Source organism: Clostridium sp. AF34-13, from assembly GCF_003477845.1.
In the GTDB taxonomy this organism is placed as follows: domain Bacteria; phylum Bacillota; class Clostridia; order Lachnospirales; family Lachnospiraceae; genus Butyribacter; species Butyribacter intestini.
Window position 1 is genome coordinate 1 of the sequence record NZ_QUEB01000022.1, and the last position, 24,461, is coordinate 24,461.

Genomic DNA, 24,461 nt, shown 5'->3' on the forward strand with positions numbered 1-24,461 from the left:
TTTCTGTCTTTATTTGCAGTTTCAAGGTATATAGCTTCTGTTAGTTTCCAAGTATGCCGATTGCTTTTTTTAATATTTCCAGAGCATCCTGTGCATCCCTTAATTCTTTCTTAAGTCTAGCATTTTTTTTTGCATCATCACTTTCGTAATTGCCTCTTCCCCGGGTTGGAATGTTACCTTCATTACTTTCATAAAGTTTACGCCAGGTAGATAGTGTACTTTTGGATATGCCTAGATTTTTAGCACATGCGTTAATGCCTAAATCTTTATGCTCCTCCCAATATTTTACCGCATCTTTCTTAAATTCTTCCGAGTACTGTGTAGCCATGTCTTAATCCTCCAATCTTTAACTTTAATAATAAATCTATATTAAGGATTATTCCATATCTAACTTATACTGTTTAAATTCTAACACCATCAAGATAAGCTAAGGCAGGCAGAACAGGAACGGGACTATGCACTCTCTCATCAGAAAAAAGTAGAGATACCGGTTGAAAAGCCGGTGCTCTATCAAAAGTGTCAGAATTGTAACCAGACAGCTTATCTGAAAGCGAAGGAAAGGTATGATACGCAGAGAGAAAAAATAGCAGGCAGATATAAAGCAAAAACAGCTATGTATGAAGCATTGATGTTTCTGCTGATATGGTATTCCGCATCAACTACTCTTTTTCAGATGATACGGTCAAAGGTATTTATTTCTGATTGTGGAAGATTCTTTGATACAATCGCAACTTTTATACAGACCATTGCTGGCTGGATTGTACTGACAGGAAAGAATGTGGCACAGATTAGTGATGGAATATCCAATCCAGTCGTTGCCGGAATTGGATATTGGCTGATAAGAATATTGGTTTGTGGTGGCTGTCTGGTGAGTGCAGGAATACTTTTAGCATTCATCGGGATAAAGATTGCAGGGTTATATAAGAAGTGCTGCTGGGATATGATTACCATACTGGTAACACTTATAAGCATGGAAATAGCAATCTACTTTGGAGATTGGATAAAGACAGTCTTGCCAATCAATCTGCTATTTTTCTTATTATTCGTGCAACTGGTATATGTTGGAATCAGGTGGTATGTAAAAGGCTGTCGGGAAAACAGAGGTTGTGTTTAAAATGAAAAACTTGTCTGAGACGCAGCGAAGTAAATAAAATGAGTAGTATAGGAAGGCAGTAGTGTGTGAATAAACTGCTGGCTTCTTTTTTGATAGATACAGTCACGCCCAGAGGTATGTCGCATAGTAAAGTAATAATATCAATAGGACGATATAGAAAATGCGGGGAAGCATGGTATTTCAATGAGTTTGAGATACAGTGCTTTCGCGTATTAACAGGAAGCAAATAACGCGTTATATGTGATATTCTATTTCACAACAAAAAAAGGTCTGTTCGCAACATGGCGGCTGGCTATTAAAAGACTTTTTCCGATATAATAAATATAATTGTATGTAAGTAAGGAAGTGACAAGATGCAAATAGCAGTCTGCGATGATGAAAAATCTATAGGATTGATATTAGAGGAAAAAATAAAGAAATTATTACCAGATGCAGTAATAGAAAAATATTTGTCTGGTGATGAATTGATTGCAAGTGGTTGTGAGCCGGATATTCTATTTTTAGATATTCAGATGCCAGGAATGGATGGAATGGAAACGGCAAGGATTCTTCGTCAGAAAAATGAAAGAATGGTATTGATATTTGTAACTGCTGTGGAGGAGTATGTTTTTCAGGCATTTGATGTTGCAGCATTTCATTATCTGGTGAAACCATTTTCAGATGAAAAATTTGAGGAAGTTGTGAAATGTGCAGTCAGAAGCATTGAAAAATATTCTGAAAATCAATCGGATGAAAAATACATGATGGTGCAGTCCGGAGGAAGCCATATGAAAGTGTTTTTGAAGGATATTGTGTATGCTGAGGTATATAATCGAAAAGTCATTATCCATACACGGGATACGAATATTGAATATTATGGAAAATTGCAGGAACTGAGTGAAATTGCGGGAGCAGATTTTTTTCGTACACACAGAGCCTACCTCGTACATTTCAAATATGTTCAGAAATATGATGCAAATTGTGTGACGATGGAAAATGGAACTGCATTGATTGCAAAACAGAATTATTCTGAGTTTGTAAAACAGTATTTGAAATATAATCAGAGGAAAGGAAAAGAAATCGGATGAGTTTGGTAGAAAAATGCTGGATGGTTACATCGAAAATTTCTGTTATTGCACTCCTTATGATTACAGGAATCTATTTTGGAAAATTTGTTTGTCCCTATATAAAAAAGAAAAAAGGGGCTGCGGCAGTCAGTATTGTTTATATTACGATTATGCTTGTTTTATATATGATTCCGCCACAGATTGATAATTTTTCCGCATATCTGATTGGAGTTATAGCAGCGTTTCTTGTGATGTATGCAGAGGACAGAAGAAATATATATCAGAAAATATTTCTTGCAATTACTTTCTTTTCTATCCGATGGTTAGCGGTTGCAATGGCAGCCAGACTTGATGATCTTGTTACAAAAGCACTTGTATTTCGGAATATGGGTGCAGAAAAAGTGTGGCTGCAATACGGACTATATGTTGGAACCAGAGTTTTGGATATTGTACTTTGTATTGCTTTTATTGCGGTTGCAATAGGACTGATCAATAAAGCGTATATATACAAAAAAGATGAAATGAGTGTCAAAGAGATGGTAATGCTTATTATACCTTCGCTTGTAGGCGTCACTGGGTATGGCATTTTACAATATTATCTCATGATATACGAAAGAGATACTGGAAAGAACTTGATTGATACATATGGATTTTATGGAGCTTTAAGCTTTTTACACTATCTGATTTCTATAGTCGCTATTCTTGTTGTGATTGTAATGTTCCAAAACTGGAAAGAGATGCAGGAAGAACAGCGGGGACAAGAGCTGGTATTAAATCAGATCAGTGACATGAAAAAGCATATCGGGGAAGTCGAAAAGTTGTATCGGGATATCCGCTCCATGCGCCATGATATGGGAAATCATATACAGACACTGGAACATCTCGTGGCACATAATAATATGGATGATGCTACAGAATACTTGGAACATCTGAAAAATGAATGGGACGAGGTATCTCCGGAAATAAAGACAGGAAGTCCGGTAATTGATGTCATTTTGATGGAAAAGCTGAGAGAAGCAAAAGAAAGGCAGATTCGGTTTCTGTCGGATTTTCATTATCCGCAGAATACGAAGTTAAATGCATTTGATTTGAGTGTGATCATGAATAATGCCTTGAATAACTGCATGGAAAATGTAAGTGGAGATGATCCGTATATCAGCATTTCTTCTTTTCGGAAAAACAGTATCTTTATGATAACCATAAAAAACAGTTTTGGGGGTCAGCTTAATTTTGGTGACAGCGATTTGCCAGAAACAACCAAATCTGGGAGGGAACATGGAATGGGTTTGAATAACATTCGCCGGGTTGCCAGAATGTATATGGGAGATATATCTTTGGAGCAGGGAAATGAGGAAGTAATCCTTAGCATTATGATGCAGGTAGAATAAAGAAATAAATTGGCACTATGTATTTTGTAAATTACAGAAATTACAGAAATATGTAGTGCTTTTTTTGCGCAGGTAGCGATGAAAATATGTTGCTTGCAACAATATTTGAGGAGCACTGCGACAGTCTGAAAAGCATTTTCAGACTGCTTCACAACGAAAAAAGGGCGGTTCACAACATCACGGTTTATTGTGAAGAAAGATATGCCGAAAGAAAAAATAAAGAGAAATCATGTTATACAGATTTTCAGGAAACGGATTTCAGAGTATTAGCTCAAGGAGGACAACGAAATGATGAAAATTAATGGATTTAACGGAACGAATACGCAGACAGGAGCAATGGGAATGGCACAGGCGAATGATTCTGTGAGTAAAAATATTCAGAATCAGATTGCAAATGCACAGCAGAAATTGCAGGACTTATCATCAAATGAAGAACTGTCATTAGAGGATAAGATGAAGAAACGTCAGGAGATACAACAGGAAATTACAAATCTCAATCAACAGTTAAGACAGCACCAGATTGAACAGAGAAAGGAACAGCAGAGTAAAAAATCATCTATGGAGGATATGGTGGCTGGTACAAAAAATACATCTGCAAAGAAAGGAACAGGCTTGTCACAGGCAGGTATGCGGGCAATGATTTCCGCAGATTCATCTATGAAGCAAGCAAAAGTGCAGGGTAGTATGGCAACACAGATGGAAGGAAGAGCCGGTGTGCTTGAGTCTGAAATCAAGCAGGATGCTGGAAAAGGCAATACCGAAAAGAAAGAAGAAGAACTGGCAGATTTGCAGGCAAAAGCGCAGTCTGCAACAGCATCACAGATGTCTTCACTTTCAGATGCAAATAAATCTATGGAAGAAGCAGCAAAGGCAGACAACCGTACAGATGCAGCAGAAACAAAGAAGGATCAAACGCAGAAAGCAGAGAATACACAGGAAAATGCAGATACGGCAACAGATGCATCAGAGAATGCAGATGTTAAAACAGAAACAGCAGAAACAATAAAAAATCCAGCATCAGAAAGTGGACAGTCGGTAGTATATACACCGATCGATATACGTTTATAGTTCGGAAAGGAGGCTGGTGTTATGTCAGAAATCAAAAGTTTTAGTGATTATACAAGTAAATATAACAGCAATGTAGATTTTTCAGCGTTGTTTAGTGGAACGTCAGATAGTTCATCAGTAGGCAATACAAATATGCTTTCTGATTATGCTGCAATCAAAAATGGAAGCTATGGAAAACTTATGAAAGCATATTATGCAAAACAGGATGCTGAAAAATTATCGGGAAAAGGTGATACTTCACAAAAACTTACCTTGATGAAAACAAGTGCAGATTCTCTGAAAAAATCAGCAGATGCTTTGAATGACTCTTCTCTTTTGGAAAAAAAGAAAATAAAAAAGAAAGATGAAAAAACGGGGGAAGAGATTGAGGTAGAGGATTATGACTGGGATAAAATCACCAAGGCAGTAAAATCTTTTGTTGAAGATTATAATGATGTAGTTAAGGAAGCCGGAGAATCTAATACAAAGGATGTATTGCGAAATGCTTCATGGATGACTGGAATGACAGACAAAAACAGTAATATGCTTGCCAAAATAGGTATTACCATAGGAAAAGGAAACAAGTTGGAATTAGATGAGGATGCTTTAAAGCAGGCAGATATCAGTTCGCTGAAAACGGTCTTTACAGGATATAATTCTTTTGTAAGCAAAATATCGCAGAAAGCAACTGGTATATCGAATGCTGCAAACCGGGCGAGTGCAACCTATACAAATAATGGTACGTACTCTAAGACGGATTCTTCTTTGACATCGAGCAAGATAGATAAAGAGGTATAGAAAGTGTGGACTAACTTAGGGAGGTTGCTATGAAAGTTCAAGGAAATAGGTATATTAATAATCCTGAGATGATAAAAAATAAGGTCGAGAAGAAAACAACTGTTCCACAGAATATTATTTCGGAGGATGATGTGAAAATCAGTGATTCAGCAAGAAAGTTAGTTGAGACTGCTCGTGGTAAAGTCTCAGATTTTCAGGCAATGCATTTTTCGTCAATTAATGGAGAGATAAAAGAAATACCAGCAGAATACAAATGTGAAAATTTATTCAAATTAGATTTGAAAGCAACTTCCATTTCTGGAGAACAAAGTGCGTTTGAAGGCTGTTTGGAAAATCAGTCAGAGGTTTTTGGAAAATGGCTGGACGAAAATGCTTCTGAATATTTGACAGAAGATGAAATGAAAGATTTAAAAGAGAAAATTAATACAATGACAGCAGATATGGACTCTTTAAATGCTCAAGAGGGATATAGAGGAACTTCCTATGAATCTGTATTTTTGTTAAGTGCAAGTGAAGCGGGGCTAAGAAAAGTAAATGAAATGTATGTTCCAGAGCAATTACAAGCAGGTTTTTCAGACATGATTGACGAATATGTTCATTTTAATGATTCGGCACGTAATTCTATCATGGAGAAAATGACACCAGATTACATGGTTGTTGGAATTGGAAGTAAAACAGAATCTTATAAGTACAAGTCAGAAATAATCTCAGATGAGACAGCTTTTTATGCAAATGAGAAGAAAGAGATAAGTGGTATTTGCAATCAGTTTTTAAATGGTAAAACAGATCAGAAATTATTTTGTAATGAAATGAAAGACCGTTTAAATGATTACTATGGAAGCAGGTATGAATTAAGAAATCAGCCAGAAGCTGTTGAAAGCAGAGTAAATAATATGTTTAGTAAATTACAACATATGTATGCACTTTAGAATTATGATGGAGATATGCATTGTTTTTATCCTAATGTAGATATTTTATTATAATTATTTATAAACCTAAAGATTTAAGAAACAAATGTTGCACCTGATTTGCCGTGAAAATATATATTTGAATTATAAAACTTTTAGTGTATCAGGGGAATATTTATTATAGCTGATATACTAAGAACATAATGACACGAAAAGTATAATGTTGAAAAAGGGTTTGGAGACTAGCTATGAAGACAGTAACAGATGTAAACACAGTAAACCAGCTGTTGACATATTCAAAGCAAGCAGAGGCAGGAATACACCAAAAAGCAATACAGATGTTGCTTGGAGCAGGAAGTAATAAAAAACAGGACAGTTTAAGTATTTCTGATGCTGCACGAGGCTTTTCAAAGCAATCAATAGCTGCACTGATAGATAAAAATGCGAATATTTCTAACAGTGAATTGGCTTATTATTTTGCAAACTATAATAATTCAAGTGCTATTTTGGATGCAATCAATTTTGGGGAGAATGTTTCCTGTGGATATAATTCTGATTTTAAGGAGTACGGGGTTATTTCCTTTGACCTTAATGGGAGCAGACAGGTAGTACCTAATTATGCAGTACCGAAAATGAATACAAGCACCATGTCAGGCATTTGTGCTGCAAATAATTCTTTGGTATTAAGTAATAAAGGTTATTATTCATGGACAACATCAAGTGGCGGTAAATATACATGGACGGTCAACAATGGAAGGATAGGCTGGGCAGCCTCGGAATCGTTGCTTGCAGAGAATACAAATCAAAAAGGGACAAATTATAAGTGGGAAATGCGCAAAGCAAGTAATATTTTATCTGATCTGGCACAGGGAAAGAGTGTGTGGGGTTATCTCTACAGTAATGAGGAAGTACTGTCAGTCTGTGAGAAAGTCGGGATTTCTCCGGGATTCTTTTCTATAGATATGGGAGCAGGAAAACACACTTATTTATTGCAGGAATCAGGAAAGACCATAAATGTTGACGCCAAGATAAAACAGTTAAATGATATAAACTGGATAGAAATCGGGTATAAAGAAGGAGATACGTTTTCCGTTTATGGTAAAGAGTATGCTATTGACAGCAGTGGGCATATCAATGTTTCGGCAGAAGATGAATTTACATCAACGGAAATTAAATATCCAAGTCGTTCAATATAATAGAAATTATTTTAAGTTTCAATAACAGGGAGGTAGGATTATGGCAATTACAGGTATCAATAACAGCAGTTGCACATCGTATTATGCTTCAAATTACAAGAATACTGTTAAAAAAACAGATAGTGAAAAGGATAGTACAAATACAAAAGACGGCAACGTGACAACAAGTACAGTTGAATTAAAAACATCACGTCCCGGTGTGACAAAAACAGAGCAGATTAAGACGGGGTATAGCAATGTAAATGATTATTCAAAATACTTGCAAGGAAAATACCATTATATGAATACGGGAACGACTTCAATGCAAGGGGTTCCGACAACAGTATCCGTTTCAAGTGCATTTTTACAGAAGTGTATGAATGATCCGGAAAAAGCAAAGTATCTGGAGGAAAACTTAGCAGCCATTCCAGATTGTGCAAAAAGTGCGGTGAATGGATGTTTGGGCACTTTGACAAATCTGAGTTATAAGGTTGATGAAAACGGAAATATTTCGGTGGCAATATCTGGTACAAATGATCCAGATGGGAAAATAGCGAAAGAGAATGCTGAACGAAAAGCAAAAGAGAACAGAGAAAAAGAGGAAAAAGTAAAAGAGAAAAGAGCTGCTAAAAAAGCAGAGGAAGAAAAAGCTGCAAAGAAACGTGCAGAAAAATCGGCAGAAGGAAAAGAAACGGGTGATTATACCTTATCCGTAACTGGTAATGATGTAAAAAGTATGACACAGAGCCTTGTAGCAGAATCTGTGAGTATTTCTGCACCTGATAGATCAAGTTTTGATATTAAGGCATAAGAGGGTTCGGTAAAAGGAAAATATCAAATCAATGCATTAGTTGGAAGTGCTTGTTTCCTATTATGGCATATCCAAGCTAACGATAGCAAAAATGGCTGGTGTTGAGGAAAATGATATTGACAGGCTTTTAGCCAATCCACCAGAAAAGATTGAAATCGAAGTAAAGTATAAAATTGCTGTGACTGTTATGGAGGGAGTATCCCAAACAATATTAAAAAAGGTAATCTTAGTGCTGTTGAAAATAAGCCGGATGATCAAGAGTAAATGTACGTTCAGATTTTCTGGGTGCTCTTGCCATACCAGCTTATTTTTGCTATTAAATAAACAACGGCTTAACAACAGAAAACTGCTGTTAAGCCGCATCAATTATCATAGAAGATCTGAATTTACAGAAAAAATTTCACACCGTCGAAAAATCACCATAGTTCTAATGAATCTTCTGCATCTACCCACATCTGCATATTCCCGTCCAAATATAATCGTACATATTCAAGTGGTTCATCAATAGCAAGTGCGTTTAATGTACAGTATGATCCGGGTGTAGTTTTTAAACTCTTTTCAGCTTCCCAGCAATAAATGCGGAGCATATAGCCAGCAGAGGTGTAAACATCAATACTATTGCGCTGTGGATTGTATTCTGCAAATATTGTTCTCATCGTATCTTATCTCTCCTTATCATTCAATCAATTATCAGTTACAAAAATCAGAAGCATTTCAATTAGTTCACCATGTCACTTTTATTTTGTGTTATACTGTTTTATAGATTTTTCTTGCCCTTGTATTTGCCCTTATCAGAGTTCGTAAACACTGATGGGACGATATAACACAAGGGAAACAATAAGGAAAAGCTCACCTGCGATAAATCCAGTGTTTTCAAGGGCTTGTGGAGAATTTAATAACAAAATATAACAGTTATTAAATCTCTTAAAACAGGTGAAATCTCAATTCCAATTTGTGGAGGTTAAAGATGAAAGTTATGAGAAGAGTGATACCAGCTAATAAAGTAAGTCATGATTATGAGAAAATATTGAGTGAGTTTGTGTAAGCCTTAAAAAATAGATTAGGTGAGTGTTTATTAATGGTTTATTTGACTGGAAGTTATGCGAGAGGAGATGCAAATGATAATTCGGATTTAGATGTGTTCTGTATTTTTAGTACAATAAATCAATATGTCTTAGAAACTGTTGGGAATTGTGCAAGAAACACATCAATCCCTTATGATTTGTTGGAGATAAATACTCAAAGCCTATCCGTAGACGAATATAAAAGTAAAATATTTGGAGAGTGGTCAGAATATGCAGTTACAGAACTAAATAGTGTTTTATTGTATGGTGAGCAATTGGTAGAAATTGAAAATATAAATGAAAAAATACAGTTATCTTATAAGAAAAATTTGGCAAATATTTTAATGAGTGTCCGACATTATATATGTGTTGATGAGCCTAAGGAATTACTAACACACAAAAAATTTCTACATATATTTTGAAACCACTTATGTTTGCATTAAGGCAAGAACGCTTTTGTGCAACAGGCGTTTATCCCTTGACGATAGAAAGTTTATTAGAATCCTATCAAGATGATAATAGAATTATGGTTGAATACTTTCTAAATGAGGAAAGATTTGAAACGGATATTTTGTCTAATCATAAGGATGTTCTTATGTTTCTTCATAATAAAATACAAAATTTTCTTGAAAATGATTTATAATTAGCGAGTTGCTCTTTAGCCAAAACTTGTTAATTAAATATAAATATGCTATGCTTAAAAATAATTATAGCTGTTTATTCTATATTAAGGGGGCGGTATTGAATATGAAATATAATCTGTCAGATAGAATATTGAGGGAACTTTCCGGTTTTGCACAGGAGTATTCTGTCAATAAAATTATACTATTTGGTTCCCGTGCAAGAGGTACAAACACAGAAAGAAGTGATATAGATATTGCGGTATATGGTGGAGATTTTGATGGGTTTTATTGGGATGTAAAGGAAAAAGTACATTCGCTCCTGATGTTTGATATTGTGCAGGCAGATGCGGCAATTTCAAATGAATTGAAACAGGAAATAGAAAAGGACGGTGTTACAATTTATGAAAAAACTAGATAACTTTTCAAATTTTTTGTCTATATTGGAAAATGCGGATTTTAAACTTGCAGAAATGAATGATATTTACCGAACAGGGATTATTGGGCAGTTTAACCTTACCTTTGAACTTGCATGGAAAGCATTACAGGAAATTATGAAAATGCACAGTGTGGAGGGAGCTTCTACAGGCTCTCCGCGTGAAATTCTACAGCTTGGTTATAAAATTGGCTTTATCAATGATTCCGAGGTATGGCTTCTTATGTTAAAAAAACGCAATACCTCTGTCCATATATATAATGAAGCTGAAATTGATGAAATGATTATGCTGATACATGACAGTTTTATTCCGGCTTTTACTGTTCTTAGGGATACGCTGGTAAAGAAGCTGGATGAAGCTGAAAGCGATTGGATGTAAGGCAGGTGCAGACCATATTTTTGTGACTTACAATTATCTTGGGATGATTTTCAGAATGTCTCGGATATGCTTTTTGTCGTTGAAGAAACAGCCGTTTTCAAATAATATGGTGCCGTTTACATCATTATTTATTGATGACTTGTGTGTCGATGCCAAAGCAAGGGGGCAGCATATAGGTGAGAGTTTGTTTGAATATGTAAAAAGTGAGGCGAAACGCTTAGGCTGTTATGAAGTGACACTCAATGTGTGGGCGGGAAATACCTCGGCGGAGAAATTTTATGAAAAAATGGGACTGAAAACAAAAGAAAGACAGATGGAATATATATTGTAAAAATGTGAGCTAAAGAAAAAGAGCAACCATCTGGGATAATAAAAATTTTACTTTCGGAAACAAAAAATTTCTCTTGACATATGTTAAAAGAGGACTATAATAAGTTATTGAAAATACAAAAAAATATGTTCACCAAAATTCGTTGATGAGAACAATGCCTTATTTGGAGTTATTTACAGAGAGCCTGTGGCTGGTGTAAACAGGTAATGACCGGATTTAGGATATCCTCTCTAAGAAGCGGGCTGAAAACAGTACATAATATCTGGTAATGTATAATATTTAACAATATATAGTGCTTAGCGATACATGATATATAGTATTAAGAAATACAATAGTTATTTGTTATATTGTAATGTCAAATAAAGTATTGTTGGTAAACCTCGCCGGTGTCCACCGTTATATGGATAGCATATGTTGGTATGTAAAGAGCTGTGGCAGATGACCGCAGAAACAGGGTGGTAACGCGGATTATATTCGTCCCTTTTTTAGTCTATGACTAGAGAAGGGACTTTTTTAATGCTATCAAGGAAGTCCACACTTCTATTGCTTAGAGTAATAAGTGGCGGGTGGGGACTTGCAAGTAGCAGAGCGGATTGCAAATATCCGTTTGATTGCATCTATGAACTTTTTGCCGACAGGAATTTTAGTGAACAGATTCTAAGGAGGAACTCATAATGAAAGCATTACAAAAAGTCAGTAAATTTTTATCGGATTATACATCTATTGTTGTTATAGCGATTGCAGTTATAACATTTCTTGTACCGGGAATGATGTCATGGGTTAATTATAAGCTGTTTGTTGATTTTGTAGCAAATAAATTTACAAATCAGTCTATCATTATCGGAATTATCATGTTTAGTATGGGTCTTACATTGACAGCACAGGATTTTAAAATATTGGCAAAAAGACCATTTGATATATGTGTTGGTGCAATCGCACAGTATCTTATAATGCCTTTCCTGGCTTTTGGAATTACAAAGGTTCTTGGACTTTCTGATGGAATCGGACTTGGACTTATACTTGTCGGATGCTGTCCCGGAGGTGTTTCTTCAAATATCATGTCATATCTCTGTGGTGGAGATGTAGCTTTTTCAGTAGGAATGACAACAGTGTCAACAATCCTCTCTCCATTTATGACACCGCTTCTTGTATCATATCTTGCAAGCGGAGCACATATTTCGATTAAGGCACTTCCGATGTTTGTTTCTATCGTTGAAACAGTAATTTTGCCGGTAGCAATCGGATTTTTACTCAATTATCTGTTTGGCAAGAAGAAAACTTTTATGGAATTACAGAAAATAATGCCTGGTATCGCTGTTCTTGGTCTTGCCTGTGTAGTTGGAGGAGTTGTTTCTTCACAGGGTTCTAAATTCTTTGAATCTGGTATAGTGATATTTGTAGCTGTTCTTTTACACAACGGACTTGGTTATTTATTAGGATATGGTGCAGGAAAACTTGTCGGAATGAACACGGCAAAAAAGAGAACCATCTCCATCGAGGTCGGTATGCAGAATGCAGGACTTGCAACTAATCTTGCAACAACAACGGCACAGTTTGCTTCAACACCTGAATCTGCTATTATATGTGCGGTATCATGCACATGGCATTCTATCTCAGGAACACTGCTTGCCGGAGCATTTGCATTGAAAGATAAATTAAGCGAAAAAAAGCAAAATAATTAGAGAAACTAGTGTAGTGTATCATTGATTTTCAGCTAAATAACGCAGGGTAAATTTTCATTCTGCAAGGTGGAGGAATGAGCCGTAGCGGGCTACGGCGATTGACAACAACACAGCAGATGGAAATTTATGCAAGTTATTTGGCGAAATGTTATTGATACAGTACACTAGAGCAAATTTTGAAAAACATAAATTTGATGGCTGCATTTCTGTCGAAATGGAATGTGCCGCTGTTCAGGCTATGTGTGATTGTAGAAAACTTAATGAAAATATGTTCCTCAGGCTTTAAATGGAGTTAAACATTTAATTGTTGCCGAGAACGAAAATGCAAGAGGTGCAGGTATGGAGGAAAATATAAAAAAAGAATATCACATAACAGTAAATGACAATGTTTTTAGAACGAAGAATGTAGGATTTCATGCTGTGCTTCTGTTTATTATATGTTTTGTTGCACAGTTTATCATAAGTTGTATTCTTGAACAATTTAAAATTGTCGGTAATGAGCATATCAGGGATAATCTTCCTGAAATCGCACTTGTGATTTCGGTTATCATAGTTTGTGTATATTATTATATCAGGGAAAAGCGGACAAATGGAGTTATGTGTTTAGAAGTCAGTTTCTTAAGTGATGCTATTAAGATTTTGATAAATAGCAGGGAATACGCAGTAAAATATGACGAGATTGCGGAGGTTGACAAAATGATGGTTATCGACCGCATACATGATGAAAAGGGCTGTTATAGAATGAAGATAAAATGTCATGGCAGGAGCAGTCTTGAATTTGAAACGACAGCACAGGAATATGAAAAACATCTGGATTTTGAAGATACGGAATTGTTTGTTTTTTATGATGCGTGTAAGAGAGCAGGAATTAAGTGCTGTTGAATCAGTCTGCCTGACGGAAATACAAATTGGAAATGGTGGTATGACTTATGGAAATAAAAAAGATTGAACAGGATTTTTCAGTGTGTAAAGTAACGGACTATTCTTCTGTAAATTTGGATGATGAATATGTCTTTGTCGGAAAGACAGACGAAGAAAAATCATTAGTGTGTATTACGGATAATGTCCCGGAAAATGTTATTGAAAGAGATGATGGTTGGAAAGCATTTCGTATTCAGGGTGTTTTGAAATTTTCATTGATTGGGATTTTGTCTAAAATTTCAGGATTGTTAGCTGAAAATAAGATTGGGATTTTTGCTGTTTCAACTTTTAATACGGATTATATTTTGACAAAAAAAGAGAATTTTGAAAAGGCATTAAGTGTTTTAAAAGATGCCGGATATAAGATTATTGGCTAAAAAGGAGAAAAAGATGTATAAATTGATACTTGCGTCACAGTCACCGAGAAGAAGAGAACTTTTAAAAATGCTTGGGATTGAATTTGATATTAAGGTTTCAAACTGCGAGGAGATAATTACGAGCAGTGAACCGGCTCAGGTTACGATGGAACTTGCAAAACAAAAGGCTTTGGCAGTTGCAAATGAACTTGTAAAACAAAAGGCTTTTGAGACGGAAATTGCAGATGTGAGAGCTGCATCAGATACAAAAAATGAAGAAAATATTATCATAATCGGTGCAGATACGGTAGTTGCAGTAGATGGGGAGATACTTGGAAAGCCAAAGGATAAGGATGATGCAAGGAGAATGATAAATAAAATATCGGGAACAAGTCATCAGGTATATACAGGGGTAGCACTTGTACTTGTTAAAGATGACAAGGCTGCCTGCATAGAACTTTTTGCTGAAAAAACAGATGTTGAAGTTTGTGAAATGAGCAGTCAGGAGATAGATGACTATATAAGCAGTGATGAACCGTATGATAAAGCGGGAGGTTATGGAATACAGGGGATATTTAGCAAATTTGTATCCGGTATTAGAGGAGACTACAATAATGTAGTCGGTCTTCCGGTGCACAGGTTATATTATACATTGAAAGAATGTGCAAAAAGTATTGCAGACATTTAAAGAATAATATATATTTTTAGCCTTAGGGTATAGAGGCATTTCTATATACTAAGGCTAAAAATATATTAAAATCTAAAATTCGCATGATTTGAATTTTAATCGGAATGCATTGATTATGAGGTTTGCTGTTTGCTTATATCCAAAATCACTAGAGCGTATCATTAGGTTGTAATTATTAGCTTTTCCCCAATTGGTTTTTGTGAAATATTTACAGTGAACAGTTCGTTCATGATTGACCTTCTTTACTTTGTGTTCGGCTTCTTTTAGCTGTAGATTTTCACGCTGCATTGTCTTTTTGATTTCAGTATCTATATCGGCACTGATAAATACATGGTACGATTTTTCGTAATCTTTTAATATGTGATTTGCAAGTCGACCTACAATTACACAGGAAGATTTTTCAGGAAGTTCTCTTATTATCTCTTTTTCTTTCTGGTAGAGTTGGTCAACTTTTGGAAGTTCGGATTTATCAATAGGTGTTGCATACCACTCAAAGAAGTCGTGTAGGATTGGATTTTTGAGCGACTGTTCATTTGCCTGGACAAATTCCGTGGTAAAACCACTTTTTTCAGCAGCCAGTTTGATAAGTTCGGAGTCATAATATTTAAAACCAAGTTGGTTTGCTATAAGTTTTCCTATATCTCGTCCACCACTTCCAAATTCTCTTGATATAGTGATAACATAATTCTGTTTTTCATCGTCTTCAAGTACATTTTCGTCAGTGTTTTTGTCAGGTATTTTTCCAAGTAGACGGTCACGCTTATCTCCGACAAGTTTGTTAATAAATCCAAGAACCGTACCGACAAGAATGGCGGCTGCGATAGTTCCCACACCGACACTTCCCAGACTGTGAAGTGCGATAAGACAGGTTGTCATTGATATGACTACCATGCTGCAGTCAAAGCGTACTTTTACCTTTGCAAATTCCATTCCGGTTATTTGCGAAACGGCAGACATTGCACCCTCTCCGGCAAGTGGGATAAGGTCGGCGGGAAGATATAAAAATATTCCGAAAGCAACAAGGATAGTGCTGACAAGAAGCATTGCTATGCGGACAGGATAGTTGTCAGGCGTTGGCAGGAATGAAGCTATATAGTTGCAAAAAGTTGTAAAATAACCGAAGATGACACCTACGACTACCTGAAGCAGACTTTTGGCTTTAAAGTTTTTCCTAAGTAAAAGAATTTGAAGAATGACAAGTACGATATGAAATAATATCGTTGCCTTACCCATTTCTATGCCCCAGACACAGGTTATCGTGTAGGGGATTGAGCTGACGGGAGACACTCCAAGATTAGATTTTACCGATAATGCAACTCCGGTAGTCATTATAAAAAGGCCGATAAAATACATCGGAATCCTGATATGCATATGTTTTTGTTTCATTTTGTGGTACCCTCCTTCCTTATTTCTGAAAGATTGTCATAGAGTTTTTCAAGTAGAAAAATAAGTTGTTCTTTTTCTGTGTCCGTAAATGTTTTTAATGCCAGATTTTCTATTTTGGCAAATTCTTTTTCAAGACGTTCTACATATTTCCAACCGAGTTTGGTAAGATGCACATTTAAGTATTTTCTGTTTTGTGTGCAGATGTTTCTTGTTATGTATCCTTTGTTTTCCATGCCGTTTAATATTGTCGTCAGAGAAGCCGGTTCTATGTGGCAGTTTATGGCAATATCTTTTTGAACAGCACCATCATGATTTTTGAGATAATCGAGAACTTTTGGCTGACCGGAAGTAAGTCCCGTATCTTTTACACTTGTGATAAGTGATTTCTGAACCATCAGATGATCTGTCATAAGAAGGTAATGAAGCGATTCACTCATGATATGTTTTCCTTTCAAAGATATATTATAGTTAGATTGCTAATGGTTAGAAAACTAACTATTAGTAATCTAAGTGAATATTATGAATGAAAAAATTTAAAATGTCAAGTTTTGCGAAAAAGTTTAATAATATCAAACAAGCAGCAGAGCGGATTGTAAATATCCGCTTGGCTTATAAAGATAATAGTTCAACGGCTAACAGTTGTGTTGCATACGGCTGTTGCAATAAAAATATAAATTTGTTAAAATACACCATGAGGTGAGTTCTAGTGAAATGTGTAACTAAAAAAAGGTCTATCAGTTTTCTGATAATAATATTTTTAATAGCAGGAATGTGCCTTGATATTCCAAAGGCAGAGTCCTTTTTTGAGTACACAGATAAAGGAAAACATGAGATAATCAATATATCTGATACAATAAGCCAATGCCGGGATATATGCACGGATGAGCTTCTTAGGATTGGCGGAAATGAAAGTTATATAGTTCAGGAAATTATTCAGTCTATAAGATTAAATGCAAGGCAAAATTACAGAACACGTTTTTTGACGGGATATGTTCAGGATTTAACTTATAATTTTGCTTACATGACTTATGTATCACTTATAATACTGTTATCAGGCATCATATTTTTCGGTATTACGGTGATAATGTATATACACGCAAAGGACGGCGAAAAACAAAATAATACCTTATAACCTGCATTTCGGGTTTTAAAGAAACAGACAAAAGCTTTGATAAGACAGTGTATCATATATACTTATGTCATGGCACTGTCTGGCATAAGTTGGTATGCGGTCTTTAGAAACGAAAATTAATCGGACAGTGCAGAATAGAGGTATTATTATGAATATAATCATGTGGATTGTTATTATCTTAGGCGGAATTTTAGGAATTGCAGTAACTCTCGGTACGGTAGCCGGTATGGTAGGTGTTATAATTTACAAGATATGCCGCAAAATAAGATATGGTATTTCACTTTATAATTGATGTGTTTTGCACGGACTATGTAAATTAATACTTTTCGCATACAATGATTTTACATATTATTCAGTTAGTTATATAAGGAAAAAGTGTAGAAATATATTTATATATTAGATAAAAGTCTTTACGGATATTTTTTATATACCCGTAAAGGCTTTTGTTTTTTATAACATAAAAAACACTTCGTGAGGATGCAGATTTTGCAAAAAAGAAATAAATGCTATGTATTCCGCTCAAGTGCGAAAGAGTCACGTGCGACTATTTGTTTGTATCAGAAGCGTAGCTGCATACAGACATAATTTTTCCAGAAGCCATTGTTTTTATTGGCTGTTTCTAGAGTAGGAATAGTATCTATATTATAAAAGGAAATCTTATCACGCAATGACAGTTTATATTCGGTAAAAATATTGTCAGTGTCAGCTTTGTTTTTTTTACAAGTTTTTAAGGTTGGTATAAAATATCCCTGTTTTTTAGTGTAACAGGTTTTGGCAGTAGCCTTTTTTCTGTACTTTTTATCCATGTAATTAGCAACGCTTTTATGTAGTGCCGTATCTTTATCAGAAAAATAATAATAGTCTTTGTAGTTTTTTATGTAATTATATAAGACACCCGATAAGATAGGAACTTTAAGTAAAATGGTATCATTTTCAAAAACAATCTGCATATCATCTGTATATTTATACTCTTCGGAATTGCTCTCAGGAAAAGTAATACTGGTTTCAAGACTTTTAGGAAAGATAAGTTCCGGAAAAGAGCAGGATATATTAAGCATACCATCGTCATCAATAGTAATTTCTGTAATATCAAAATGCTTTGAATATCCGCTGAAAACAGTCTCATCGTCCGAAAACGGTGAGAGTGTCGAAATATCATTGTATGACATGATGCTTGCAACATTTAACATATTTTCAATATCTTCATAATTGTGGAGAAGCAGTATTTTTTCAAGTTCTTCAGCCTTTTCAGGAGCAAGAATTTTTTTCTGCATAAAATCTGTATAAACAGGAATAAGCTTTCCACCATCAAATTTATCATCCCTTATGATACCAAGCCATCTTTCAAGAGCCGTCTGGTTTGCCTTAGTAAGACCAAGCATTTTCTTGACGGGGCGGATGCCGGCAAGAATATCAATTGAAAAAGAGTCCTCCTTATCATTTAAGATATTATCGCAGTGCTCAGAAAGAGAAATGCTGTGCTTAGAACACTTATTTAAAACATAAGGAATATCAAAGGTCTTACCGTTAAAATGATATAAATAATCATAATCTTCCAAAATATCAAGAAAAGAATTTATCATATCAGCTTCACTCTTATAATTATCAGCAAAAAACTGTTTCAAATGCCAGCTGCCGTCACTGTTGTCAAAAAACATAACACCAATCATATAGAGTGAAGAAGCATTAGGAGACAAACCGGTAGTCTCAATATCAAAAAAAAGGATATTATCTGTCGGATGTTTAAAAAAATACTTAAACTTAGGTGACTTGCATATATAATCAAAAACTTTCATAAAAACCTCGATTCAAAAAATAAAAATAATAACTTCTTATAATAATACCACATATATAATAATATCACATAAAAAGACGGACAAAAAAATAAAATTTATCAAAAGACAAAATAGTTTGTTTCCCATAGTATTATAGAGAACATTTATTTGCCAAACCCATCCCATTTGTGTTAGAATGTTAAGTAAAGCGTTTCAGGAGGTAGTCTAATTGGAAAAGTTTTTTAATTCAGATTCTGCCTATGAAAAATGGGTAAGGAAAAATAAAAAAAAGAAAAATTCACAGCACAATGAAAGTGAAAAAAAGAGATATTTAAAGGGACTTAAGGGTCGGGTACAGAATAATCTCAGTGGATTTTTAAGAGTGCTTGTCACTGCATTGATAGTTTTTTTACAGGTATTGCTTATTATTTTCCTGCCATTTTTACTCAGACAGTTTACGGTATTTTTCTATTTTATAGTAGAAATTATTTCTGTTATAGCTATTGTAACACTGGTAAACCGCAACCAGAGTCCGTCATACAGGCTTGCGTGGATATCCATTGTACTTCTTTTGCCGATAAGCGGTTTTTTTATGTATTATCTTTGGGGAAGATCAAGTAAAAAAAGAAAATATCTTGACCGCCATATATTAAGACAGATTTCATATGGAAATCAGTTTTTGCTGGAAGACAAAAAGGTTACGGCTGAATATATTGCTAAAAATCCAGTTGCAGGGCGTATGGTGAAATATATGTCTGCCGAAAAATATATGTTTACCGGTGGAAATGAAGTCTCGTATTATCCTATGGGTGAAGATGTGTTTGAGGACATTTTTGCGGATCTTGAAAAAGCGGAAAAGTTTATACTTATTGATTTCTTTATTGTTGCTGAGGGAGCAATCTGGGATAAACTGCATGAGATACTGCTTAGAAAGATAGACGAGGGTGTCGAGGTCAAGTTTATGTATGATGATTTCGGTGCAGCTATAAGAACAGGCAAGTATTTCAAGCGTGTTTTAGAGGATGAGGGATTTGAGGTAAGGGTATTTAACCCTATTCACAAATATACCGGCGAACTTTACATGAATTTCCGTTCTCATCAGAAGATACTTATAATAGACGGAGAAGTAGGATATACAGGAGGGTTTAACCTTGCGGATGAATATGCAAATCTCATCGAACGCTTTGGAGTGTGGAAAGATACGGGTGTCAGGATATGCGGTGAGGGTGTATGGGGACTTACAGTTGTATTTTTGCAGATGTGGGAGGTCTGTGGCAGAGACGAAAAACATATAGATTATCTTAAGTATAAAGCAATATATCCTAGAGTTGGAAACACATATTGTCAGGTTATATCAGACGGACCGGCAAATAACCCGAGAAATCCTATAGAGAGTATTTACAATCAGATGATAATGTACTCAAACAAATATCTTTATATAACGACGCCATACCTTATAATAGAAGATTATATGAAGCAGTCTCTTATAGAAGCAGTAAAGAGAGGTGTCGATGTAAGGATAATTACACCAAATATACCGGATAAAAAGCAGGTGAAAATGCTTACGAATTACAATTATGGAGTTTTACTTAGAGAAGGTGTAAGGATTTATGAATATACACCGGGATTTATTCATGCAAAACAGATACTTACGGAGGATGCCGTTATCGTCGGAACGATAAATATGGATTACAGGAGTTTTTATCTGCATTATGAAAATGGTGTGTGGATGTCAGGCAGACAGATACAAAATGAAGTAAAGAAAGATTTTGAAAAGACATTTGAGGATAGTAAGGAAATAACTTATCAGGACTGGCTTAACAGACCAAGAACATGGAAGATGGTTCAGCCGATATTAAATGTATTTTCAACATTGATGTAAGTATAGCATTACTTTTTTATGTTATAGGAAAATGCTCGCAAAGTAGTGTGACACCAGGAGCAAAACGCTGGTTTTGCTCTTTTTTAGAAAGAGATGTAAAGGGGGAAAATATGATATATACAAATGTATGTAAGCATTGCCATAAGGTTTTTAAGTCAAAGATAAGGACATTGTGCTGCAGGGATTGCCGAAGTGTTGATGATTCACAGCTTGATGATATTGTTGCATATCTGAAATTGTACCCAAACAGCAATGCACTCCAAATATCGGAGGAGCTTGGAATACATCCTTATGAGATAATAAAATTTATGGATGAGGGCTGGTTAAATACCGTAAACGGTAAATTCAGCCGTCTGGAGGATTAACGATGATTAGTTTTGTAAAAGGAAAACTGGTATATATATATGAAAATACAATTATAGTAGAAAATAATGGAATAGGTTATGAGATATTTGTTCCAATGTCTGTAATAGGAAATATGCCGCAGATTGGCAGTGAAGTCATGATATATACATATATGAATGTGAGGGAAGATGCACTTCAGTTGTTTGGGTTTCTTGACAGAGATACGCTGGAGGTATTTAAGCTGCTTATCACAGTCAGCGGCATAGGTCCTAAAGGTGCAATAGGTGTACTTGGAACATTGTCAGCGGATGATATAAGATATGCGGTTATGGCGGAAGATGCAAAAACGATAGCAAAAGCTCCGGGAATAGGTGCAAAAACAGCGAGCAAGGTCGTTATCGAGCTTAAGGATAAACTCAAGATGCGTGATGTTGCTCCCGATATTAAATCAGAAATTGACGGGCAGCAAAGCATATTTGAAGATAATTCAAAACAGGCTGTTTCAGATGCCATAGAGGCACTGGCTGCACTTGGATATTCTGCAACAGAAGCGACAAAGGCAGTAAGAAAAGCGGATAAAGGTGACAGTGTTACTGTTGAGGAATTACTTAAGCTAAGCTTGAAATATTTATATTAGTGTTATTTAGCTGAATATGAACAGATCAGTACATTGGTACTTTGATATGGACTGAAAGGTATAATAAAACAAATATAAGCTTGCTGATTTAAAATATGAAATGAATTATCTGTAATATCAAAATAATAGATAAAACGGATGATTAGCATGGAGAAAAAAGATGGCAAAAAGAAGTATAACAACAGAGTTTACAGAGGAAGATGCAGGTATAGAAACCACATTACGACCGAAATTCTTAAAAGATTACATAGGTCAGGAAAAGGTAAAGGGCAATCTTAAGATATACATAGAAGCCGCAAAGCAGAGAGGCGAAGCTTTGGACCATGTGCTCCTGTATGGACCTCCGGGACTTGGAAAAACAACGCTTGCAGGCATTATCGCAAATGAGATGGGAGTTAATTTTAAAGTGACATCAGGACCCGTTATAGAAAAGACAGGTGACCTTGTTGCAATATTAAACGGACTTGCGGAAGGTGACTTGCTATTTATAGATGAAATTCACCGTCTAAACAGGCAGGCAGAGGAAGTGCTTTATTCGGCAATGGAGGATTATGCGGTTGATATAGTCATAGGAAAAGGACCTACGGCAAGGTCGATAAGAATGGATCTTCCAAAATTTACGCTTGTAGGAGCAACAACGAGAGCCGGAATGTTATCCGCACCGCTGCGTGACAGATTTGGTGTCGTTAATAGGATGGAGTTTTACACGACAGACGAACTATATAAGATTATAACGAACTCGGCGAAAGTACTTGGTGTCGAGATAGAAAAAGACGGTGCAGTTGAACTTGCAAGACGGTCAAGGGGAACTCCGAGACTTGCAAACAGGATGTTAAAGCGTGTCAGAGACTTTGCACAGATAAAATATGACGGAAGGATAACAAAAGAGGTTGCTGATTTTGCACTCGACCTGCTGGAAGTAGATAAACTTGGACTAGACAATACGGACAGACAGATAATACTCACGATGATAAACAACTTTGGCGGCGGACCTGTAGGACTTGAGGCACTTGCCGTATCAATAGGCGAAGATGCGGGGACGATAGAAGATGTGTATGAGCCGTATCTTGTGCAGAATGGACTTGTCGCAAGGACACCGAGGGGAAGAAGCGTAACAAAAGCAGGCTATGAACATTTCGGAATTGCGTTAAATGAAAATCTATAGTATAATAAAATGATGCAAGGGTCAAAAGCAGATAATGACACAATGATTTTAACATTGTATTGAAAAGTTTTTTTGCTGAATTGTTATGTTTTGTCGGTTATATCACCGGCTTGTGAATAGAAAATATAAATTAAGGAGAATTATATAAAATGGAACAAAAGCAGATAATATTAACAGGTGACCGTCCTACCGGTAAACTTCATGTGGGACATTATGTAGGTTCATTAAAAGAGAGAGTAAAATTACAGAATTCAGGAAAATTTGATGAGATATATATTATGATAGCTGATGCACAGGCACTTACAGATAATGCTGAGCATCCTGAAAAAGTAAGACAGAACATCATTCAGGTAGCGCTTGACTATCTTGCCTGCGGTCTTGACCCTGATAAATCAACAATATTTATTCAGTCTATGGTGCCTGAACTTACCGAACTTACATTTTATTATATGAATCTTGTAACAGTATCAAGAGTTCAGAGAAATCCTACCGTAAAAGCAGAAATAAAAATGCGCAATTTTGAAGCCAGCATACCTGTTGGATTTTTCTGTTATCCTATAAGCCAGGCAGCAGATATAACGGCATTCAGAGCGACAACTGTTCCGGTTGGAGAAGATCAGATGCCTATGATAGAGCAGTGTAAGGAAATCGTACATAAATTCAATTCAGTTTATGGAGAGACACTTACAGATCCAAAGATAGTGCTTCCTGACAATGAAGCCTGCCTCAGACTTCCGGGAATAGACGGAAAAGCAAAAATGAGTAAATCTCTCGGAAACTGTATTTATCTTTCAGATGAGGCAAAAGACATTAAGACAAAAGTAATGTCAATGTACACAGATCCAAATCATATCAGAGTTGAAGATCCGGGACAGGTAGACGGAAATCCTGTATTTATTTATCTTGATGCATTTTGCAAGCCTGAGTATTTTGAGGAGTTCTTACCTGATTACAATAATCTTGATGAATTAAAAGACCATTATAAGAGAGGTGGCCTGGGCGATGTAAAAGTCAAGAAATTCCTCAATAATGTAATGCAGGCAGAGCTTGAGCCTATAAGAGAGAGAAGAAAATCATGGGAAAAGCGACTTCCTGATGTGTATGACATCTTAAGAAAAGGCAGCGAAATTGCAGAGAAAAAGGCTGCGGAAACACTTAGTGATGTAAAGAAAGCAATGCAGATAGATTATTTTGATAATGGAACATTATAATAAAATTTAACAATATAAGAAAATTCCCGGCTTATTGCATAGGTAATGAGCTGGGAATTTTTTTGTATTGCGAGGATAAAAAGATTCTATGATATATTTGAAAAACAGTTGATAAGGTGTAATGGACACATATCAGAACAGTCAGGCTGTTAATTTATAAATAA

The 24,461-nt window shown here is 35.6% G+C and carries 28 protein-coding genes and 1 pseudogene; 24 read left to right on the forward strand and 5 right to left on the reverse strand.

Features of this window, described 5'->3' with window-relative positions; all coding sequences use genetic code 11:
• Positions 1-40: 40 nt before the first annotated feature.
• Positions 41-328 carry a transposase gene (locus DWZ63_RS14375; protein WP_118500252.1) on the reverse strand — a complete coding sequence of 96 codons (288 nt, stop codon included), beginning with the start codon at positions 326-328 and terminating at the stop codon, positions 41-43.
• Between the two features lie 90 nt (positions 329-418).
• Between DWZ63_RS14375 and DWZ63_RS14380 the strand changes: the two are divergent.
• The 9 genes and pseudogenes from DWZ63_RS14380 to DWZ63_RS14415 all read left to right on the forward strand — a co-directional run.
• Positions 419-1,114, forward strand: a pseudogene (locus DWZ63_RS14380) (DUF6040 family protein); the annotation flags it as partial.
• 353 nt (positions 1,115-1,467) lie between these two features.
• Positions 1,468-2,181, forward strand: coding sequence for a LytTR family DNA-binding domain-containing protein (locus DWZ63_RS14385; protein WP_055943283.1), 714 nt, complete (start codon positions 1,468-1,470; stop codon positions 2,179-2,181).
• Positions 2,178-3,548, forward strand: a complete 1,371-nt coding sequence (locus tag DWZ63_RS14390) for a GHKL domain-containing protein (protein WP_055943279.1) — start codon at positions 2,178-2,180, stop codon at positions 3,546-3,548. The genes DWZ63_RS14385 and DWZ63_RS14390 overlap by 4 nt, the downstream gene beginning before the upstream one ends.
• Before the next feature lie 86 nt (positions 3,549-3,634).
• On the forward strand, positions 3,635-3,850 hold the full coding sequence (locus DWZ63_RS15830; protein WP_055238207.1) for a hypothetical protein: 216 nt from the start codon (positions 3,635-3,637) through the stop codon (positions 3,848-3,850).
• Positions 3,837-4,616: a FlxA-like family protein gene (locus DWZ63_RS14395; protein WP_055943276.1), complete on the forward strand. Its 780-nt coding sequence runs from the start codon at positions 3,837-3,839 to the stop codon at positions 4,614-4,616. The genes DWZ63_RS15830 and DWZ63_RS14395 overlap by 14 nt, the downstream gene beginning before the upstream one ends.
• Positions 4,617-4,637: 21 nt before the next feature.
• A complete protein-coding gene (gene fliD / locus DWZ63_RS16045; protein ID WP_243020662.1) occupies positions 4,638-5,393 on the forward strand; it encodes a flagellar filament capping protein FliD in 756 nt (251 codons plus the stop codon).
• 29 nt (positions 5,394-5,422) lie between these two features.
• Complete coding sequence (locus tag DWZ63_RS14405) at positions 5,423-6,322, forward strand: hypothetical protein (protein WP_055943271.1); 900 nt, start codon at positions 5,423-5,425, stop codon at positions 6,320-6,322.
• Positions 6,323-6,549: 227 nt separating this feature from the next.
• Positions 6,550-7,497, forward strand: a complete 948-nt coding sequence (locus tag DWZ63_RS14410; protein ID WP_118500253.1) for a hypothetical protein — start codon at positions 6,550-6,552, stop codon at positions 7,495-7,497.
• 40 nt (positions 7,498-7,537) lie between these two features.
• Positions 7,538-8,287 carry a DUF6033 family protein gene (locus DWZ63_RS14415; protein WP_055943266.1) on the forward strand — a complete coding sequence of 250 codons (750 nt, stop codon included), beginning with the start codon at positions 7,538-7,540 and terminating at the stop codon, positions 8,285-8,287.
• A gap of 416 nt (positions 8,288-8,703) precedes the next feature.
• On the opposite strand, the gene DWZ63_RS14425 is transcribed toward DWZ63_RS14415, so the two are convergent.
• A complete protein-coding gene (locus tag DWZ63_RS14425; protein WP_118500270.1) occupies positions 8,704-8,943 on the reverse strand; it encodes a DUF6061 family protein in 240 nt (79 codons plus the stop codon).
• Between the two features lie 422 nt (positions 8,944-9,365).
• On the opposite strand from DWZ63_RS14425, the gene DWZ63_RS14430 reads away from it, so the two are divergent.
• The 8 genes from DWZ63_RS14430 (at position 9,366) to DWZ63_RS14470 (ending at position 14,764) form a co-directional block, all read left to right on the forward strand.
• Positions 9,366-9,773, forward strand: a complete 408-nt coding sequence (locus DWZ63_RS14430) for a nucleotidyltransferase domain-containing protein (RefSeq protein WP_118500254.1) — start codon at positions 9,366-9,368, stop codon at positions 9,771-9,773.
• Between the two features lie 325 nt (positions 9,774-10,098).
• Positions 10,099-10,392 carry a nucleotidyltransferase domain-containing protein gene (locus DWZ63_RS14440; RefSeq protein ID WP_022014809.1) on the forward strand — a complete coding sequence of 98 codons (294 nt, stop codon included), beginning with the start codon at positions 10,099-10,101 and terminating at the stop codon, positions 10,390-10,392.
• Positions 10,376-10,786 (forward strand): HI0074 family nucleotidyltransferase substrate-binding subunit, encoded by a 411-nt coding sequence (locus tag DWZ63_RS14445; RefSeq protein ID WP_118500256.1) that lies wholly within the window; start codon positions 10,376-10,378, stop codon positions 10,784-10,786. The genes DWZ63_RS14440 and DWZ63_RS14445 overlap by 17 nt, the downstream gene beginning before the upstream one ends.
• The gene (locus DWZ63_RS14450) at positions 10,761-11,117 is read left to right on the forward strand and encodes a GNAT family N-acetyltransferase (RefSeq protein WP_347474879.1); all 357 of its coding nucleotides are present in this window, start codon (positions 10,761-10,763) and stop codon (positions 11,115-11,117) included. The genes DWZ63_RS14445 and DWZ63_RS14450 overlap by 26 nt, the downstream gene beginning before the upstream one ends.
• 674 nt (positions 11,118-11,791) lie before the next feature.
• The gene (locus tag DWZ63_RS14455) at positions 11,792-12,799 is read left to right on the forward strand and encodes a bile acid:sodium symporter family protein (RefSeq protein WP_055943254.1); all 1,008 of its coding nucleotides are present in this window, start codon (positions 11,792-11,794) and stop codon (positions 12,797-12,799) included.
• 339 nt (positions 12,800-13,138) lie between these two features.
• A complete protein-coding gene (locus DWZ63_RS14460) occupies positions 13,139-13,681 on the forward strand; it encodes a hypothetical protein (protein WP_118500257.1) in 543 nt (180 codons plus the stop codon).
• A gap of 47 nt (positions 13,682-13,728) precedes the next feature.
• Positions 13,729-14,097 (forward strand): ACT domain-containing protein, encoded by a 369-nt coding sequence (locus DWZ63_RS14465; RefSeq protein ID WP_055943248.1) that lies wholly within the window; start codon positions 13,729-13,731, stop codon positions 14,095-14,097.
• A 13-nt stretch (positions 14,098-14,110) separates the two neighbouring features.
• On the forward strand, positions 14,111-14,764 hold the full coding sequence (locus DWZ63_RS14470; RefSeq protein ID WP_118500271.1) for a Maf family protein: 654 nt from the start codon (positions 14,111-14,113) through the stop codon (positions 14,762-14,764).
• Positions 14,765-14,836: 72 nt separating this feature from the next.
• Here DWZ63_RS14470 and DWZ63_RS14475 read toward each other — a convergent pair whose 3' ends face one another.
• Complete coding sequence (locus DWZ63_RS14475; RefSeq protein ID WP_118500258.1) at positions 14,837-16,150, reverse strand: cytidylate kinase family protein; 1,314 nt, start codon at positions 16,148-16,150, stop codon at positions 14,837-14,839.
• Positions 16,147-16,587 carry a MarR family transcriptional regulator gene (locus tag DWZ63_RS14480; RefSeq protein ID WP_118500259.1) on the reverse strand — a complete coding sequence of 147 codons (441 nt, stop codon included), beginning with the start codon at positions 16,585-16,587 and terminating at the stop codon, positions 16,147-16,149. The genes DWZ63_RS14475 and DWZ63_RS14480 overlap by 4 nt, the downstream gene beginning before the upstream one ends.
• A 269-nt stretch (positions 16,588-16,856) precedes the next feature.
• On the opposite strand from DWZ63_RS14480, the gene DWZ63_RS14485 reads away from it, so the two are divergent.
• Positions 16,857-17,282 (forward strand): hypothetical protein, encoded by a 426-nt coding sequence (locus tag DWZ63_RS14485; protein ID WP_118500260.1) that lies wholly within the window; start codon positions 16,857-16,859, stop codon positions 17,280-17,282.
• Between the two features lie 148 nt (positions 17,283-17,430).
• Complete coding sequence (locus tag DWZ63_RS14490) at positions 17,431-17,574, forward strand: hypothetical protein (protein ID WP_243020664.1); 144 nt, start codon at positions 17,431-17,433, stop codon at positions 17,572-17,574.
• A 265-nt stretch (positions 17,575-17,839) separates the two neighbouring features.
• Here DWZ63_RS14490 and DWZ63_RS14495 read toward each other — a convergent pair whose 3' ends face one another.
• Positions 17,840-19,078 carry a ribonuclease H-like domain-containing protein gene (locus tag DWZ63_RS14495; protein ID WP_055943240.1) on the reverse strand — a complete coding sequence of 413 codons (1,239 nt, stop codon included), beginning with the start codon at positions 19,076-19,078 and terminating at the stop codon, positions 17,840-17,842.
• Positions 19,079-19,286: 208 nt separating this feature from the next.
• Between DWZ63_RS14495 and cls the strand changes: the two genes are divergently transcribed.
• From cls to trpS, 5 genes are all read left to right on the forward strand, one after another.
• Positions 19,287-20,939: a cardiolipin synthase gene (cls, locus tag DWZ63_RS14500; RefSeq protein WP_118500261.1), complete on the forward strand. Its 1,653-nt coding sequence runs from the start codon at positions 19,287-19,289 to the stop codon at positions 20,937-20,939.
• Positions 20,940-21,049: 110 nt separating this feature from the next.
• Positions 21,050-21,304 (forward strand): MerR family transcriptional regulator, encoded by a 255-nt coding sequence (locus tag DWZ63_RS15565; RefSeq protein WP_022014821.1) that lies wholly within the window; start codon positions 21,050-21,052, stop codon positions 21,302-21,304.
• Between the two features lie 2 nt (positions 21,305-21,306).
• The gene (ruvA, locus tag DWZ63_RS14510) at positions 21,307-21,921 is read left to right on the forward strand and encodes a Holliday junction branch migration protein RuvA (protein ID WP_118500263.1); all 615 of its coding nucleotides are present in this window, start codon (positions 21,307-21,309) and stop codon (positions 21,919-21,921) included.
• Positions 21,922-22,081: 160 nt separating this feature from the next.
• Entirely contained in the window at positions 22,082-23,086 is a 1,005-nt protein-coding gene (ruvB, locus tag DWZ63_RS14515) for a Holliday junction branch migration DNA helicase RuvB (protein WP_022014823.1), read from the forward strand.
• Positions 23,087-23,235: 149 nt separating this feature from the next.
• Complete coding sequence (gene trpS / locus DWZ63_RS14520; protein WP_022014824.1) at positions 23,236-24,297, forward strand: tryptophan--tRNA ligase; 1,062 nt, start codon at positions 23,236-23,238, stop codon at positions 24,295-24,297.
• Positions 24,298-24,461: the final 164 nt, after the last annotated feature.

Coding starts and splice junctions, on each gene's coding strand:
- DWZ63_RS14425 (WP_118500270.1), bottom strand. CDS start 8,943: ATGAGAACAATATTTGCAGAATACAATCCACAGCGCAATAGTATTGAT.
- DWZ63_RS14495 (WP_055943240.1), bottom strand. CDS start 19,078: ATGAAAGTTTTTGATTATATATGCAAGTCACCTAAGTTTAAGTATTTT.
- DWZ63_RS14450 (WP_347474879.1), top strand. CDS start 10,761: ATGAAGCTGAAAGCGATTGGATGTAAGGCAGGTGCAGACCATATTTTT.
- ruvA (WP_118500263.1), top strand. CDS start 21,307: ATGATTAGTTTTGTAAAAGGAAAACTGGTATATATATATGAAAATACA.
- ruvB (WP_022014823.1), top strand. CDS start 22,082: ATGGCAAAAAGAAGTATAACAACAGAGTTTACAGAGGAAGATGCAGGT.
- DWZ63_RS15830 (WP_055238207.1), top strand. CDS start 3,635: ATGTTGCTTGCAACAATATTTGAGGAGCACTGCGACAGTCTGAAAAGC.
- fliD (WP_243020662.1), top strand. CDS start 4,638: ATGTCAGAAATCAAAAGTTTTAGTGATTATACAAGTAAATATAACAGC.
- DWZ63_RS15565 (WP_022014821.1), top strand. CDS start 21,050: ATGATATATACAAATGTATGTAAGCATTGCCATAAGGTTTTTAAGTCA.
- DWZ63_RS14395 (WP_055943276.1), top strand. CDS start 3,837: ATGATGAAAATTAATGGATTTAACGGAACGAATACGCAGACAGGAGCA.
- DWZ63_RS14405 (WP_055943271.1), top strand. CDS start 5,423: ATGAAAGTTCAAGGAAATAGGTATATTAATAATCCTGAGATGATAAAA.
- DWZ63_RS14475 (WP_118500258.1), bottom strand. CDS start 16,150: ATGAAACAAAAACATATGCATATCAGGATTCCGATGTATTTTATCGGC.
- DWZ63_RS14430 (WP_118500254.1), top strand. CDS start 9,366: ATGGTTTATTTGACTGGAAGTTATGCGAGAGGAGATGCAAATGATAAT.
- DWZ63_RS14455 (WP_055943254.1), top strand. CDS start 11,792: ATGAAAGCATTACAAAAAGTCAGTAAATTTTTATCGGATTATACATCT.
- trpS (WP_022014824.1), top strand. CDS start 23,236: ATGGAACAAAAGCAGATAATATTAACAGGTGACCGTCCTACCGGTAAA.
- DWZ63_RS14375 (WP_118500252.1), bottom strand. CDS start 328: ATGGCTACACAGTACTCGGAAGAATTTAAGAAAGATGCGGTAAAATAT.
- DWZ63_RS14460 (WP_118500257.1), top strand. CDS start 13,139: ATGGAGGAAAATATAAAAAAAGAATATCACATAACAGTAAATGACAAT.
- DWZ63_RS14385 (WP_055943283.1), top strand. CDS start 1,468: ATGCAAATAGCAGTCTGCGATGATGAAAAATCTATAGGATTGATATTA.
- DWZ63_RS14415 (WP_055943266.1), top strand. CDS start 7,538: ATGGCAATTACAGGTATCAATAACAGCAGTTGCACATCGTATTATGCT.
- DWZ63_RS14490 (WP_243020664.1), top strand. CDS start 17,431: ATGAATATAATCATGTGGATTGTTATTATCTTAGGCGGAATTTTAGGA.
- DWZ63_RS14410 (WP_118500253.1), top strand. CDS start 6,550: ATGAAGACAGTAACAGATGTAAACACAGTAAACCAGCTGTTGACATAT.
- DWZ63_RS14480 (WP_118500259.1), bottom strand. CDS start 16,587: ATGAGTGAATCGCTTCATTACCTTCTTATGACAGATCATCTGATGGTT.
- DWZ63_RS14440 (WP_022014809.1), top strand. CDS start 10,099: ATGAAATATAATCTGTCAGATAGAATATTGAGGGAACTTTCCGGTTTT.
- DWZ63_RS14470 (WP_118500271.1), top strand. CDS start 14,111: ATGTATAAATTGATACTTGCGTCACAGTCACCGAGAAGAAGAGAACTT.
- DWZ63_RS14465 (WP_055943248.1), top strand. CDS start 13,729: ATGGAAATAAAAAAGATTGAACAGGATTTTTCAGTGTGTAAAGTAACG.
- DWZ63_RS14445 (WP_118500256.1), top strand. CDS start 10,376: ATGAAAAAACTAGATAACTTTTCAAATTTTTTGTCTATATTGGAAAAT.
- DWZ63_RS14390 (WP_055943279.1), top strand. CDS start 2,178: ATGAGTTTGGTAGAAAAATGCTGGATGGTTACATCGAAAATTTCTGTT.